The sequence below is a fragment of the Streptomyces hamibioticus genome (assembly GCF_047946815.1).
Classification (GTDB): domain Bacteria; phylum Actinomycetota; class Actinomycetes; order Streptomycetales; family Streptomycetaceae; genus Streptomyces.
In genome coordinates this window covers 1,664,033-1,678,541 of record NZ_JBKKQY010000001.1, presented here as the reverse complement: position 1 = coordinate 1,678,541, position 14,509 = coordinate 1,664,033, and the positions used below count along the sequence as shown (strand labels likewise).

Sequence of the window (14,509 nt, the reverse complement as noted above, 5' to 3'; positions counted from 1 at the left end):
CCCCGGAAACCTGTGCCCGGCACCAACGGCGGTGCCGGGCACAGCCGTGTCGTAGAACGGGCCGTAGTTGGGTACGGCAGATCGGGTGACGTACGACGCACCGCCCGGGCACGTTCGGCCGCGGCGGAACATTAGACTCGCTCAAGCCCGGCAACAGCTCGAACAGCTCTACTGCAAGGAGGCACGGGTGCCGCTGCTGACCCGCATCAGGGGACCGCGCGATCTGGACCGGCTCAGCCTGGAGGAGCTCGAGCAGCTGGCCCAGGAGATCCGGACCTTCCTCGTCGACGCCGTCTCCAAGACCGGCGGCCACCTCGGCCCCAACCTCGGAGTGGTGGAGCTCACCCTCGCCCTGCACCGCGTCTTCGACTCGCCGAAGGACAAGGTGCTCTGGGACACCGGTCACCAGTCCTACGTGCACAAGCTGCTCACCGGCCGCCAGGACTTCTCCCGGCTGAAGATGAAGGGCGGCCTGTCCGGCTACCCGTCGCAGGCCGAGTCCGAGCACGACGTCATCGAGAACAGCCACGCCTCCACCGTCCTCGGCTGGGCCGACGGCATCGCCAAGGCCAACCAGGTGCTCGACCGCGACGACCACGTCGTCGCGGTCATCGGCGACGGCGCGCTGACCGGCGGCATGGCCTGGGAGGCGCTGAACAACATCGCCGACGCCAAGGACCGCCCCCTGGTCATCGTCGTCAACGACAACGAGCGCTCCTACGCGCCCACCATCGGCGGCCTCGCCAACCACCTCGCCACCCTGCGCACCACCGACGGCTACGAGCGCTTCCTGGCCCGCACCAAGGAGGTCCTGGAACGCACCCCGGTCGTCGGGCGGCCGCTGTACGACACCCTGCACGGCGCCAAGAAGGGCCTGAAGGACTTCATCGCCCCGCAGGGCATGTTCGAGGACCTCGGCCTGAAGTACGTCGGCCCCATCGACGGACACGACATCGAGGCCCTGGAGTCCGCCCTGACCCGCGCCAAGCGCTTCGGCGGCCCGGTCATCGTGCACTGCCTCACCGAGAAGGGCCGCGGCTACCAGCCCGCGCTGGCGGACGAGGCCGACCGCTTCCACGCCGTCGGCAAGATCCACCCCGACACCGGCCTGCCCATCGCCTCCTCCGGGGCCGACTGGACGAGCGTCTTCGGCGAGGAGATGGTCAAGCTCGGCGAGGAGCGCGAGGACATCGTCGCCATCACCGCCGCCATGCTCCAGCCGGTCGGCCTGGACCGGTTCGCCAAGCGCTTCCCCGAGCGGGTGTACGACGTCGGCATCGCCGAGCAGCACGGCGCCGTCTCCGCGGCCGGCCTCGCCCACGGCGGACTGCACCCGGTCTTCGCCGTGTACGCCACGTTCCTCAACCGGGCGTTCGACCAGGTGCTGATGGACGTCGCCCTGCACAAGTGCGGGGTGACCTTCGTCCTGGACCGGGCCGGGGTCACCGGCACCGACGGCGCCTCGCACAACGGCATGTGGGACATGTCGATCCTCCAGGTCGTCCCCGGCCTGCGGCTCGCCGCCCCGCGTGACGCCGACCAGGTCCGCGCCCAGCTCCGCGAGGCCGTCGCCGTCGACGACGCCCCCACCGTGGTCCGCTTCTCCAAGGGCGCCGTCGGCCCCGCGGTCCCGTCCGTCGGCCGCGTCGGCGGCATGGACGTACTGCGCGAGCCGGGCACCGACACCCCCGACGTGCTGCTGGTCTCGGTCGGCGCGCTGGCTCCGATGTGCCTGGAGGTCGCCGGCCTGCTGAACAAGCAGGGCATCTCCACCACCGTCGTCGACCCGCGCTGGGTCAAGCCCGTGGACGAGGCCATGGCCCCGCTCGCCGAGCGGCACCGCGTCGTCGTCACCGTCGAGGACAACTCCCGCGTCGGCGGCGTCGGCTCCGCCATCGCCCAGGCCCTGCGGGACGCGGGCGTGGACGTCCCGCTGCGCGACTTCGGCATCCCGCCGCGCTTCCTCGACCACGCCTCCCGCGCCGAGGTCCTGGCCGAGATCGGGCTCACCGCGCCCGACATCGCCCGGCAGGTCACCGGCCTGGTCGCCAAGCTCGACGGACGGTTCGAGCGCACGGGCGCGGAAGCGGACCCGGTGGAGGCCGCCCGCGACTGAGGTACCGCCGACGGACCGGTCCCGCCACTCGTTGCGGTGGCGGGACCGGTCCGTTCGTGTGACGTGGGCCACGCCGGGGCATCACCTCGTACGCCCCCTCTCGACCATGTCGAGGACGACAGCGTGGGAGGTACCCGTGAGCAGCAGCCTCTTCAGGACGAAGAAGGTCGAGCAGTCCATCCTCGACACCGAGGAGCCCGAGCACGCGCTCAAGAAGTCCTTGTCGGCGCTGGACCTGACCGTCTTCGGGGTCGGTGTCATCATCGGCACCGGCATCTTCGTCCTGACCGGCACCGTCGCCAGGAACAACGCCGGCCCCGCCGTCGCCCTCTCCTTCGTCGCGGCCGGCGTCGTCTGCGCGCTCGCCGCGCTGTGCTACGCGGAGTTCGCCTCCACCGTCCCGGTGGTCGGCTCCGCCTACACCTTCTCGTACGCCTCGCTCGGCGAGCTGCCGGCCTGGATCATCGGCTGGGACCTGGTCCTGGAGTTCGCGCTGGGCACGGCGGTGGTGGCCGTCGGCTGGTCCGGCTACATCCGCTCGCTCATGGAGAACGCCGGGTGGCACATGCCCGAGGGGCTCGCCGGGCCGACCGCCGCCGACGGCTTCAGCTTCGACATCCTCGCCACCGCGCTGGTGCTCGTCCTCACCGGCGTCCTCGTCCTCGGCATGAAGCTGTCGGCGCGGGTCACCTCGCTGGTCGTCGCCATCAAGGTGACGGTCGTCCTGGTCGTGATCATCGCCGGCGCCTTCTTCGTCACCGGCTCCAACTACGAGCCTTTCGTGCCCGACGCGCAGCCCGTCGAGGCCGGCGGGGGCCTGCACTCCCCGCTGATCCAGCTCATCTTCGGGTGGGCGCCGTCCAACTTCGGCGTGATGGGCATCTTCACCGCCGCGTCCGTCGTCTTCTTCGCCTTCATCGGCTTCGACATCGTCGCCACGGCCGCCGAGGAGACCAGGAACCCGCAGCGGGACATGCCCCGCGGCATCCTCGGCTCCCTGTTCATCTGCACCGTCCTGTACGTCGCGGTGTCGATCGTCGTCACCGGCATGCAGCACTACAGCGAGCTGTCGGTGGACGCCCCGCTCGCCGACGCGTTCAAGGCCACCGGGCACCCCTGGTTCGCCGGGTTCATCAGCTTCGGCGCCGCCGTCGGCCTGACCACGGTCTGCATGATCCTGCTGCTGGGCCAGACCCGGGTGTTCTTCGCGATGAGCCGCGACGGGCTGCTGCCGCGCTTCTTCTCCCGTGTCCACCCGCGCTTCCGCACCCCGCACCGGCCGACCATCCTGCTCGGGGTGGTCATCGCGGTCCTGGCCGGTTTCACCAGCCTGACCGAACTCGCCGAGCTGGTGAACATCGGCACCCTGTTCGCCTTCGTGGTCGTCGCGATCAGCGTGATCATCCTGCGCAGGACCCGCCCGGACCTGCACCGCGCCTTCCGCACCCCGTGGGTGCCGGTCCTGCCGGTGGTGTCGGTGGGCGCCTCGCTGTGGCTGATGCTCAACCTGCCCGCCGAGACCTGGGTCCGGTTCGCCGTCTGGATGGCCCTCGGCTTCGTCGTCTACTTCGTCTACAGCCGCGGTCACAGCCGGCTGGGCCGGGACGAGGAGACCGGCGCGGGGGAGGTGTTCAGGCCGTCCGGAGGCACCGAGGGCTCCGGCGGAGACACTCCGTAGCCGTCGTGGCCGCGGACACCGCGGTCGCCGATCGATCCGGCCCCGTATGTCCTGCTGAGTCCGGAGTGCGGGGCCGGATAGCGTGCTGCGCATGCACGGCCCGCCCCTCCCGTCGTCACGTTCCGTGCCCGAGGGGCGGGAGGACGGCCGTCCGGGGTACTGGGCGCGCCTGCTGCCCCTGCTGGCGGGGCTCGCCCTGCTCACCCGGGTGCCGTCGTTCACCCGCCCGGTGTGGAACCCCGACGAGGGCTTCCTCGCCGTACAGGCCCGCATGCTGGCGGCCGGCGGGGAACTGTACGAGACGGTCGTCGACCGCAAGCCGCCGCTGGTGCCGTGGCTGTACCAGGCCGCGTTCGCGCTGACCGGGTCCGAGTCGCTGCTGTGGGTGCGCCTGCTGGCGGTCCTCGCCCAGGCCGCCACCGCCGCGGCGCTCGCCTCCCTCGCCCGGCGCCGCTGGGGCGACGCCGCCGGCCGCACGGCCGGGGTGTTGTACCTGCTGGTCTCGGTCGGCCTCAACCCCGAGGACGCCCAGGCCGCCACCTTCGAGGTGTTCATACTGCCGTGCACGGCGGCCGCGATGTGGTGTGCCGACCGCCGCCGCTGGGGCGCGGCGGGCCTCGCCGTCGGCGGTGCCTTCCTGGCCAAGCAGACCGGCGGTGCGGTCCTGCTCCCGGTGCTGTGGCTGTGGCTGTCCGGCGCCCGGCGGGACGGCCTGTTCCGGCTGGGGGCGGGCGCCGCCGTCCCGGTCCTGGGCGCGGCCCTGCTGACCGACCCGGCGGGCTTCCTCTTCTGGACGGTCACGGGCTCCGGCACGTACGCCTCCTTCTCCGGATCCGCCCCGCACGTACTCGGCCGGGCCCTGGCCAACACCGCGATCCTCGCCGTCGCCTGCGCGGGGCTGCTGCTGCCGCTGCTTCGGACGCCGCGTCCCCGCCGCGGCCCGGCCGGCACCGCCGACCTGTGGCTGTGGCTCGCGGCGTCGGCCGGGGCGGTCACGGTCGGCCTGCACTTCTTCGGCCACTACTACCTCCAGCTCCTGCCGCCGCTGGCCCTGCTGGCGACGGCCGCGCTGCGGGAGCTGCCCCGGGCGGGGCGGAGGCAGGCGGTGCTGGTCTCCGCCTGCTGCTGCGCCCTCTTCGTGACCTGGGGTCTGCTCGCGCCCCGCGCCGACCTCGACCACGCCCGGCGGCTCGCGGACGCCGCCGCGCGCCGCACCGGGCCCGGCGACCGCGTCCTGATCTGGGGCATGCATCCGGAGACGTACTGGTTCGCCGACCGCACCCCCGCCAGCCGCTACCTCACCGCGGGCCTGCTGACCAACTACAGCGGCGGCCGCGCCGGGGCCCGGGTCGGCGAGGAGTACGGCGTCGACGGCGCGTGGCCCGTCTTCCGGGCGGAGCTGACCGCCCACCCGCCGGCCGTCGTCATCGACGACTCCGGCGGCAGGCCGTACGCCCCGGACCGCCTGCCGACCCTGCGCCGGCTGCTGGCGCGGGGATACGTGGCGGCGGGGACGGTGGACGGGGCGGTGCTGTACGTACGAGCCGGCGCCCCATGACAGCCGGCGATTATGACAGTGCTGTTATATTAGCGCTGTGTCATCTTCGGACCCCACGGCGCTGCCCGATCCCTGGCACTCCCTGCACGAGCTTCTGGCGGCCATGGACGCCGAGATCGAGCAGGTCTACGTCGAGCGAGGCATCGAGGGGGTGCGGCCTCGGTTCGCCTATCCGCTGATTCGGCTCTCCCACACCGGACCGCTGACCATCCGCGAGCTCGCCAAGTCCCTGGACCGCTCCCACTCCGCGATCAGCCAGACCGTCGCCGCCATGCGCAAGGAGGGCCTGGTCACCTCCGAGCCGGGGCCCGACGCCCGCACCCGGCGGATCGACCTCACCGAGCGCGGCCGGTCGCTGGTGCCGTTCCTGGAGGCGGAGTGGCGCGCCACTCACGCGACGGTCGCCGAGCTGGACAGCGAGATCCCGTACGCGATGACCACCGTTGTCGAGGAGGTCCGGCGGGCGCTGGAACGCCGGTCGATGCGGCAGCGGATCCTCCACCACCTTGCCGAGCCGCCGCGATGAGGGGGCGTGTCCGTGTCCGGTTCCTCGACACCCGCCCGCTGCGCGGCAGCCGGTCGTTCCGCGACCTGTGGATCGGCGCCTCGGTCTCGCAACTGGGCGGACAGATAGCCAACGTGGCGGTGCTGGCCCAGGTCTGGGACCTGACCGGCAGCCCGGTGGGCACCGGCGCCATCGGGCTCGCCACCGGCCTGCCGATGGTGCTGTTCGGGCTGCTCGGCGGCACGCTGGCGGACACCGTCGACCGCCGTGCGGTGGTGCGGGCCACCACCGCGGGCCAGCTGCTGGCCGCCGCGGGGCTGTGCGCCCAGGCCCTGGCGGACAACCGAAACGTGCTGCTGCTGTTCGCCCTGGTCGCCACGGGGACGAGCTGCAGCGCTCTCGGCGCTCCGGCCCGGCGCACCTTCCCGGTCCGGCTGCTGCCGGGCGACCAGGTCGCGGCCGGTCTCGCGCTGACCAACGTCTCCTTCCAGGCGGCGATGCTGGCCGGGCCCGCGATGGCCGGGCTGATCATCGCCCGCTGGGACTTCTCCGCCGCATACGCCACCCAGGCCGTGGCCATGGCAGTCTCGATGCTCGCGGTGATCCGCCTGCCCGCCATGCGGCCCGAAGGCGCGGGCGCGGCAGGCGGCAGGCGCCGGCCGGAGCGTGGCGGCTGGCGGATCGTCGTGCGCCGCCCGACGCTGTGGGGCTCGATGGCCACCGACCTGTCCGCAACGCTGCTCGCGATGCCCGTCGCGCTCTTCCCGCTGGTCAACGAGATCCGCTTCGGGGGAGACCCGCAGACCCTCGGCCTGTTCCTCTCGGCCGTCGCGGTCGGGGGGATCACGGCCGGTCTGCTCTCCGGCACGGTGACGCGCCTGCGCCGTGGCGGCCTGGTGCAGCTGTCCGCGGCCGGTGTCTGGGGCCTGGCGCTGGCCTGCTTCGGTCTGGCGGGGTCCTTGTGGCTGGCGCTCGGCTGCCTGGCCGTGGCGGGCGCCGCCGACACCGTGTCCGTCGTCACCCGCAGTGCCCTGGTTCAATGGGAGACCCCGGACGCGTACCGGGGGCGGGTGTCCTCGGTGGAACACGTCATCGGTGTCGCGGGCCCCGAACTCGGCAACTTCCGCGGCGGCCTGCTGGCGTCGGCCACCTCCGCCTCCTTCTCCCTGGTCTTCGGGGGACTGTCCGCCGTCCTGACGATCGCCGCCGTGGCCGCGACCAACGGCCCTCTGCGCGCCTACCGCACGCCGCCCGCCGCCGCGAAGCCGGCCGCCCCCGGAGTGGCCGACGCGGCGGCGGCCGCCGGTTACTGAGTCTGAACTCGTGACGTCGTAGGTGCTGACAGAGCTTGACTCTCGCGGTATGCGGTTGGCATGAGGTACGCGCAGGGCGGGGCCTGACCGCGGAGCGGCAGGCGTTTCGTGAGGGCATCCGGATGCCGGCGGCCGAGCGGTTCGCCCTGGGTGAGCCGAGCTCGGTGATCGCGAAGGATTTGCGGGTGAGCGTGCGCTCGGTGCAGCGCTGGCGGCGGGCCTGGCAGGCGGGAGGGCCGCGGGCGCTGCGCTCGGCCGGCAGCCCGTCGCCGCCGCGGCTGAGCGAGGAGCCGTTCGCCGTGTCGGAGCGGGAGTCGGCCAAGGGCCCGGTGGCGTACGGCCGGCCGGGCCAGCGCTGGACCCTGGCCCGGACAAAGACACTGATCGGGCGGCGCTTCCACAAGAGCTACACCCCGCCGGGGGTGCGCAAACTGCTCATCCGGCACGGCTTCTCCTGCCAGATCCCGGCCCGGCGGGCCGTCGAGCGCGACGAGGAGGTCGAGGGCAACTCCTTCTCCGGCAAGCTCGTCTTCCACTCCTACGACCACTTTGGTCTCGACCCGGACGACGAAATCAAGGAGTACGGCTTCATCGACTGGTTTACGCTCCAGCACTATGACCGGTTCGACGGGAAGTACCCCCCGCCGATCGCGCACGCGGACATCGAGATCCCCGTCAGCGGCACGTTCTGACCTCGCCGACCTGATGCCCCACAGGCGCTCGCCGGGCCGGGTCCTGGTCATCACGCTGCTCGTCGTGACGGCCGGGTACCTGGCCTGGCGGGCCGCCGTCCTCGCGGGCCTGGACGCCCACTTCGGCAGCGGCCTCGACGAGCAGCGCTTCAACCGGCTGCAGCAGGAGTACGACCGCCGCGAGGACACCTTCGCCCGGGCCGACGCCCGGATGCGGAAGCTGATCGCGGAACACCCCCGCGCCGAACGCATCGACTGGAGCCGGTACCGGACCTGCGTCCGCGAGCCCGGCCGCCCCTCCGACACGTGCACGACGACGCCCCCGCGCGACCAGAAGGTGTACGACGCCCTCTGGGGCGTCAGCGTGATCCTCTACCAGCGCAAGGACGAGGGCCGCACGTTCTACCGCTTCTACCACGAGGACCCCCCGCGCTACACGATCATGCACGCCCCCGAAGACACCGCGGAGGAGGCCGAGGAGTACGCGGACGCCCACGGCTTCCGCTCCACCCGCCTCCTCGGGCCCGGCTGGACGATCCTCGGCCCGATCGACGACATCGGCCGCGAGGAGAAGCAGTTCCCGTAGGAGGGCTCGCGGAACGCTTCGCCGGGAAGCAGCAGGCACGAGAGGAGGCCCCCACCCCCGTGAACACGTTACTGATCACCACCGACCGTGTCATCGCAGGCCCCGCGGACCGGGTGACCGCCGACGGCGCCGTGCTCGTCGACGAGAGCACCGGCGCCGTATCCGCCGTCGGCCCCGCCGCCGAGCTGGACGCGACGGTGGACCTCGACGGGCTCAGTGCGTTGCCTCGGCTATGTCTGCAGTAGGTCGATGTGATGACGGACGTACGGGATTCCTCGATCCCGGCCGGGTTCCTCGATCCCGGCGGGGTTCCTCGACCCGCGCCCACCCCGTTATCTTCTTTGCGGTCCTGCAAGAGGGCCGCTGGCCTCCGGGCCCGGCATGACTTTTGCCCCCTGTCGAACGGATGACCTGGGGGGTGGTGTCACCGGGTCCGAGGGGTGCCGTCGGAGACGCTGATCAGAGGTCCGACCACCGTCCGGCCGGGCGCAATGCCCGGCCGCTCGCGGGCGGCAGGTCTGCATAACGTGGATGCGCGAGAACGGCTCCCGACCTCAGGGCTGGCACGCATCAACACAGGTGGGGGGAACGGTGATCAGCATCGACGGGGTGGGCGTCTTCCTGGGCCTGGACGTCGGCAAGCAGACGCATCACGGACACGGTCTGACCCCGGCCGGGAAGACGGTGTTCGACAAGCCGCTGCCGAACACCGAACCGAAACTGCGGGCGGTCTTTCACAAGCTCAAGACCAAGTTCGGCACCGTCCTGGTGGTCGTGGACCAGCCCGCCTCCATCGGCGCCCTGCCCCTGACCGTCGCCCGGGACGCCGGCTGTCAGGTCGCCTACCTGCCCGGCCTCGCCATGCGCAGGATCGCCGACCTCTACCCCGGCGAGGCCAAGACCGACGCGAAGGACGCGGCCGTGATCGCGGACGCCGCCCGCACCATGCCCCACACCCTGCGCACCCTCGACCTCGCCGACGAAACCGCCGCGGAACTGACCATGCTGGTCGGCTTCGACCAGGACCTCGCCGGCGAGGCCAACCGCACCAGCAACCGCATCCGCGGCCTGCTCACCCAGTTCCACCCCAGCCTCGAACGCGTCCTCGGCCCGCGTCTGGACCACCAGGCCGTCACCTGGCTCCTCGAGCGATACGGATCCCCGCAGGCCCTGCGCAAGGCAGGCCGCCGCAGGCTCGTCGAGATCGTCCGCCCCAGGGCACCGCGCATGGCCGAGCGGCTGGTCGACGACATCTTCACCGCGCTCGACGAGCAGACCGTCGTCGTCCCGGGCACCGGGACTCTCGACGTCATCGTCCCGTCGCTGGCCAAGTCGCTGGCCGCCGTCCACGAACAACGCCGGGCGGTGGAGGCGCGGATCGAGGCCCTGCTGGAGGCCCACCCTCTTTCCCAGGTCCTGACCTCGATGCCCGGCATCGGCGTCAGGACCTGCGCAGTCCTCCTGACCACCGTCGGCGACGGCAGTTCGTTCCCGAGCGCCGGCCACCTGGCCTCCTACGCGGGCCTCGCTCCGGCGACCCGGCAGTCGGGAACCTCGATCCACGGCGAACACGCCCCAAGGGGCGGGAACCGGCAGCTGAAACGGGCGATGTTCCTCTCCGCGTTCGCAGCCCTGCACGACCCCGCCTCCCGGACCTACTACGACCGCTGCCGAGCCCGCGGCAAAACCCACACCCAGGCCCTCCTCCGCCTCGCCCGCCACCGCATCAGCATCCTCTTCGCCATGCTCCGCGACGGAACCTTCTACGAACCGAGAACCCCACGGCTCGCTTGACGAAAGACATAGAGGCCCCCCCCGCAGCGGCACCTCGCGGTCTACGGCCGCACCGTGCGGGGCCCCGCCACCTCCGCCCCCAGCTCCGTCACCCGGTGGCGCAGCTCGCGGTCGGCCGTCACCACCAGGACGGCGCGGTCGCCGGCCCGGGCGACCAGATCGACCATGTGGTCGTCGCCGCTGCCCGGCGCGGACTCCACGCGGACCCCTGGCACGGACTCGACCCCGCGGGCCGCGCCCTCCACCACGAGCACGATCTCCACGGCACCGGAACGCCCCGGCACCCCGTCCGCGGCCAGCCGGTCCCGCAGCCGCTCCGCCGCTCCCCGCCGGTCCCGCCACCACCCGTCGGGCACCGATCCGACGACGTTCGCGGCGTCGACGACCACGAGGAGGGGGGCGCTGTCATCCATGCCGCCAGGGTGCCACGGCCGCCCCGGCCCACCCGCACCCGCCCGACGGCGCGGTGACCGTCCCGCATAGAGTGAACCGGTGAACGGCGACTGGCTCCTTCGCGGCCGCGACGGCCGCCTCTGTGTCTATCTGCCGTCGGGCGAGGCCGCCCTGTGCCGTGCCGAGCTGGGGCCCGGCGGGCCCTGGGAGCCGCCGCGCAGGATCGGCGGCGACCAGAAGCTGCGCCCCGGCCTCGCAGTCGGCCGGGGCAGCGACGGCTACGCCCATCTGGCCGCCTGGCGGCACACCGTCCCCGGCGAGTCCGGCCTTGTGCACACCACCCACTTCCGGCCGCGGCTCGCGCCCCTGGACTGGCAGCCGATCGGTCACCCCGACCAGCAGGGCGACCGCACCGGGGCGCCCGCCGTGGCGGTCGACACGCTCGGGCGTGCCCACGTCTTCGTCCGCAACGCCGGCGGCGGGATGAGCATGCGGGCCCAGAAGCAGAAGGGCGGCTGGGGCCCCTGGCGCGACCTCGGCGGCGAGGGGGTGGGGGAGGAGCCGGTGGCGGCGGTGCGGGAGTCGGGCGCGGTCGAGGCGTTCGCGACGGGGCCCGACGGGATCCTGCACTGGCGGATGGAGAAGGAGGGCACACGGCCGCACCTCCAGGAGGGCGTCGGCGCGCGGGTCCGCCCGGGGAGCCTGCGCGCCCTGGCCACTTCCGCGGAGCGTGTCACGCTGTTCTTCACCGACGACGCGTCGGGCGACCTGTGCGCCTGGCGCCCCGGCGGCGAGCCCGTGCCGCTGCTCGCCGCGGCCGGCCCCGGTCCCCTCGCCGTGCTCCGCTGCGAGATCGACGGCCACGACTGCACGCTGCTCGCCCAGCGCACGGCCGGCGGCCGGGTCGCCCTGGCCGCGTACCCGACGGAACAGGAGTCGGCCGGCGCCTGGTGGGCCGAATCCGGTCCGGAGCTGCCGGCGGACGCCGAGGTGTCCCTGACCCTGGACGAGGACGGCCGGGTGGTCGCGGCGAGCCTGTCCCCGTCGACCGGGCGACTGCTGCTGACCCGGCGCAAGGAGGAGCCGGGGCTGGCGCTGGCTGCGTGGCAGGCCGTGTGACGGCCGACGGCCGGGTGACGCGGCCACGGGGAACGGGTGAACGAAAAGCATATGATGTTCCGCGTTCGAGGGTCGCCTGTCCGTGGCACGGCGGGCTTCAGGGAAGGTGCACCAGGCCATGCGGAGAAGGTCGGCGGACCCCGTCCGCGCTGCCGTCGGATCGGCCGATGCCGACGCCGCGGCGCGCGCCCCGGTCGCGTCCGGGTCGGCCCACGGCGACTGGCTCACGGCGGGCAGGGACGGCAGGCTCAGCCTCTACGTACCCGCCGAGGGCGGCCTGCTGCGCTGGACGGAGACCACCGTCGGCGGCCCCGAGTGGAGCGGACCGCACTTCGTGGCCGTGGCGGGACTGACCCATCTGACGGTGACGCAGGGCGCCGACACCTACGTCCACTTCCTCGGCCGCAGGGAACGCACGCGCGCCGACGGCAGCCGCGCCGTGGACATCGTGCACGCCATCCAGTACCAGACGGGTCTGGCCTTCACCGACTGGCGTTCCCTCGGCAACCCGCACCGGGACCGGGAGCAGGGGCGGGAGGTGGGCCCGCCGGTCGGGGCGGTGGCGCCGGACGGCACCGTGCACGTCTTCGCGCGCAACGCGCACCGCGGCCTGGCGCTGCGCCGTGAGGCCCCGAACGGCGCCTGGCGGGCCTGGGAGGAGCTGGGCGGCGGCGGCATCGACGCGCTGCCCGCGCCGATCGCCCTGGCCGGCGGCCGGCTGGAGGTCTGCGCGGCGGCCGAGACCGGTGTGCTCGTCTGGCGCCAGACGGCGCCGGGCGGCGACTTCACCGGCCCGCGCGGCTTCGCGCTGCGCCCGGCACCGGGCACGGTGGCCGCGCTGGAGACCGGACCGGAGCGTGCCACGTTCTTCTGGACCGACGCCGACAGCGGTGGCGGCGCGGCATGGCGGGCGGGCGCCTGGCCCGCAGCGCTGGGCGGCTCGCCGGCCGGGCGGCCGTACGCGTCCCTGCGCGCTCCGGTGGACGGCTTCGACTGCGTCGTCCTCGCCTACCGCGACCAGGACGGCGCGGCCGTGCTCGGCATGTGCGGCACCGAGAACGAGGCCGCCGGCTTCTGGTGGTACGCGCTCGCCGAGTCCTGCCAGGGCGCTCCCGCGCTGGCCCGGGACGGCCGCGGCCGGGTGGTGATGGCGCTGGTCGGCACCGACGGCGTGCCGAAGGTCGCCCGCCAGGAGGACGGGGCCGGGCTCGCGCTGACCCGCTGGCAGCGGCTCGGGCACTGACGCCGGGCGCCGTCGGTGCCCGCGGACCGGAGCCGCCCGGTCCACCGGACCTCGCAGCGGGGCGGCCGCAGGAGGGCCCGGAGGGTCAGCCGCCCGTCGCGGGCGACTTCTTCGCGGACTCGGGGATCTCGCTGTCCGAGCGGATCGCCTCCCACAGCTGCGCCGCCTGCGGTTCGGCCGGCACCACCCGGTTCGGGTCGGTCTTGTCGTACGCCACCGGCAGCATGATGGTCTCCATGCTCGCCGGGTCGACGCCGTTCATGCTGCGCGCGAAGTCCGCGAGGCTGGTCAGCGAGGCCAGCTCGGAGTCGGTGGTGAGCGCCGAGGTCAGGGTGTCGGCGATCTTGTAGGTCTTGGTGGGGCTGCCGAGCAGGTCCTGCCGCTTGATCTCGCTCAGCAGGGCGATCAGGAACTGCTGCTGGAGCCCGATGCGCCCCAGGTCGCTGCCGTCGCCCACCCCGTGCCGGGTCCGGACGAACGCCAGGGACTCGGTGCCGTTCAGCCTGTGGGTGCCGGCGCTCAGGTCCAGACCGCTGTCGCTGTCCTTGATGGGCTCGTCGACGGTGACGGTCACACCGCCTATGGCGTCGACCAGTCCCTTGAACCCGGCGAAGTCGATCTCCACGTAGTGGTCCATGCGGACCCCGGACATCTTCTCCACGGTCTTGACCACACAGGCGGGGCCGGCCAGCGAGTAGACGGAGTTGAACATGACGCGGTCGGCCGCCGGGTGGTTCCTGCCGTCCGCCGCGGTGCACTCCGGGCGGGAGACGAGGGTGTCGCGCGGGACGCTGACGGCGACGGCCTTCTCGCGGCCCTCGGGGATGTGCACCACCAGCGCGGTGTCCGACCGGGCGCCCGCCACCTTGCCGGTGCCCAGCGAGGCGTTCGCGCCGGCGCGCGAGTCGGAGCCCAGCACCAGCAGGTTCTGACCCGACGTCGGCAGCTTCTGCGGACGGTCGTCGCCGAGGGCCTCGTTCAGGTCCACGCCGTCGATGTTGCCGTCGAGGCCCCGGTAGAGCCAGTAGACGGTGCCGCCCGCCGCGAGCAGCAGGACCAGGAAGCTCAGCAGCAGGATGCGTCCCCAGCGCCGGCGGCCGCGCGGCGCCCGCCGGCGTCCGCCGGACTCGGTCCGGCGGGCACGCCGGGGTTCCGTGGTGGCGCTGTGCGTCATGGGTGTTCGGTCCTCTCCTCACGGGCTCCGCCGCGGCGGAGTGGAATGGCCCGGGTGGGGGAGACCGGTCCACTGATGCGATCACGTCAGTGGGAGAACTATAGGCAATGACCGACGCCGAAATATGGGCGGGCAACGGTAGCGCGTTACAGCGATGAACGCCACATCAACGTTCCTTGACCATTCGTAAGAGTGACATAAGATATGCCGGGTCTGTGACTGGTGCGAAGGGGGGCTTTCCGCGGGTCACGGGTTCGGGTGAGGCCAAGGCGGCAAGGGGGCCGTCGGTGCACCAGTAAGGGGAGGGGCGCCCCAGGGCGAAGTTTGGTGTCCCGGCG

Annotated in this window: 12 protein-coding genes and 2 pseudogenes; 12 read left to right on the top strand and 2 right to left on the bottom strand. The window is 73.0% G+C overall.

Annotated elements, in window-relative coordinates:
* The first annotated feature begins 187 nt into the window (after positions 1–187).
* From dxs to ACLGIH_RS07530, 10 genes and pseudogenes are all read left to right on the top strand, one after another.
* Positions 188–2,116: a 1-deoxy-D-xylulose-5-phosphate synthase gene (gene dxs, locus ACLGIH_RS07570; protein ID WP_416524451.1), complete on the top strand. Its 1,929-nt coding sequence runs from the start codon at positions 188–190 to the stop codon at positions 2,114–2,116.
* A 136-nt stretch (positions 2,117–2,252) separates the two neighbouring features.
* The gene (locus ACLGIH_RS07565; RefSeq protein WP_416524450.1) at positions 2,253–3,794 is read left to right on the top strand and encodes an amino acid permease; all 1,542 of its coding nucleotides are present in this window, start codon (positions 2,253–2,255) and stop codon (positions 3,792–3,794) included.
* 91 nt (positions 3,795–3,885) lie between these two features.
* Entirely contained in the window at positions 3,886–5,352 is a 1,467-nt protein-coding gene (locus ACLGIH_RS07560; RefSeq protein WP_416524449.1) for a glycosyltransferase family 39 protein, read from the top strand.
* A 37-nt stretch (positions 5,353–5,389) separates the two neighbouring features.
* A complete protein-coding gene (locus ACLGIH_RS07555; protein ID WP_416524448.1) occupies positions 5,390–5,878 on the top strand; it encodes a MarR family winged helix-turn-helix transcriptional regulator in 489 nt (162 codons plus the stop codon).
* The gene (locus ACLGIH_RS07550) at positions 5,875–7,170 is read left to right on the top strand and encodes an MFS transporter (RefSeq protein ID WP_416524447.1); all 1,296 of its coding nucleotides are present in this window, start codon (positions 5,875–5,877) and stop codon (positions 7,168–7,170) included. Before ACLGIH_RS07555 ends, ACLGIH_RS07550 begins: the two co-directional genes overlap by 4 nt.
* Positions 7,171–7,230: 60 nt before the next feature.
* Positions 7,231–7,667, top strand: a pseudogene (locus ACLGIH_RS35045) (winged helix-turn-helix domain-containing protein); the annotation flags it as partial.
* A gap of 57 nt (positions 7,668–7,724) precedes the next feature.
* A pseudogene (locus ACLGIH_RS35040) lies at positions 7,725–7,862 on the top strand (hypothetical protein); the annotation flags it as partial.
* 13 nt (positions 7,863–7,875) lie between these two features.
* Positions 7,876–8,448, top strand: coding sequence for a hypothetical protein (locus tag ACLGIH_RS07540; protein WP_416524445.1), 573 nt, complete (start codon positions 7,876–7,878; stop codon positions 8,446–8,448).
* A gap of 59 nt (positions 8,449–8,507) precedes the next feature.
* Positions 8,508–8,693, top strand: coding sequence for a hypothetical protein (locus ACLGIH_RS07535; RefSeq protein WP_416524444.1), 186 nt, complete (start codon positions 8,508–8,510; stop codon positions 8,691–8,693).
* A gap of 346 nt (positions 8,694–9,039) precedes the next feature.
* Entirely contained in the window at positions 9,040–10,242 is a 1,203-nt protein-coding gene (locus tag ACLGIH_RS07530; RefSeq protein WP_416524443.1) for an IS110 family RNA-guided transposase, read from the top strand.
* Between the two features lie 41 nt (positions 10,243–10,283).
* On the opposite strand, the gene ACLGIH_RS07525 is transcribed toward ACLGIH_RS07530, so the two are convergent.
* Positions 10,284–10,655, bottom strand: coding sequence for a PIN domain-containing protein (locus tag ACLGIH_RS07525; protein ID WP_416524442.1), 372 nt, complete (start codon positions 10,653–10,655; stop codon positions 10,284–10,286).
* 79 nt (positions 10,656–10,734) lie between these two features.
* Here ACLGIH_RS07525 and ACLGIH_RS07520 point away from each other — a divergent pair, with 79 nt between their 5' ends.
* Both ACLGIH_RS07520 and ACLGIH_RS07515 read left to right on the top strand, forming a co-directional pair.
* Positions 10,735–11,754 carry a DUF8189 domain-containing protein gene (locus tag ACLGIH_RS07520; protein WP_416524441.1) on the top strand — a complete coding sequence of 340 codons (1,020 nt, stop codon included), beginning with the start codon at positions 10,735–10,737 and terminating at the stop codon, positions 11,752–11,754.
* A gap of 118 nt (positions 11,755–11,872) precedes the next feature.
* A complete protein-coding gene (locus ACLGIH_RS07515; protein ID WP_416524440.1) occupies positions 11,873–12,997 on the top strand; it encodes a PLL family lectin in 1,125 nt (374 codons plus the stop codon).
* Between the two features lie 85 nt (positions 12,998–13,082).
* Here the strand turns inward: ACLGIH_RS07515 and ACLGIH_RS07510 are convergent, their stop codons facing one another.
* The gene (locus tag ACLGIH_RS07510) at positions 13,083–14,171 is read right to left on the bottom strand and encodes an LCP family protein (protein WP_416524439.1); all 1,089 of its coding nucleotides are present in this window, start codon (positions 14,169–14,171) and stop codon (positions 13,083–13,085) included.
* Between the last annotated feature and the right edge of the window lie 338 nt (positions 14,172–14,509).

What these genes read in the sequence shown, in the direction of transcription:
- ACLGIH_RS07560 (WP_416524449.1), top strand. Translation starts at nt 3,886, where the DNA reads ATGCACGGCCCGCCCCTCCCGTCGTCACGTTCCGTGCCCGAGGGGCGG.
- ACLGIH_RS07550 (WP_416524447.1), top strand. Translation starts at nt 5,875, where the DNA reads ATGAGGGGGCGTGTCCGTGTCCGGTTCCTCGACACCCGCCCGCTGCGC.
- ACLGIH_RS07540 (WP_416524445.1), top strand. Translation starts at nt 7,876, where the DNA reads ATGCCCCACAGGCGCTCGCCGGGCCGGGTCCTGGTCATCACGCTGCTC.
- ACLGIH_RS07525 (WP_416524442.1), bottom strand. Translation starts at nt 10,655, where the DNA reads ATGGATGACAGCGCCCCCCTCCTCGTGGTCGTCGACGCCGCGAACGTC.
- ACLGIH_RS07515 (WP_416524440.1), top strand. Translation starts at nt 11,873, where the DNA reads ATGCGGAGAAGGTCGGCGGACCCCGTCCGCGCTGCCGTCGGATCGGCC.
- ACLGIH_RS07510 (WP_416524439.1), bottom strand. Translation starts at nt 14,171, where the DNA reads ATGACGCACAGCGCCACCACGGAACCCCGGCGTGCCCGCCGGACCGAG.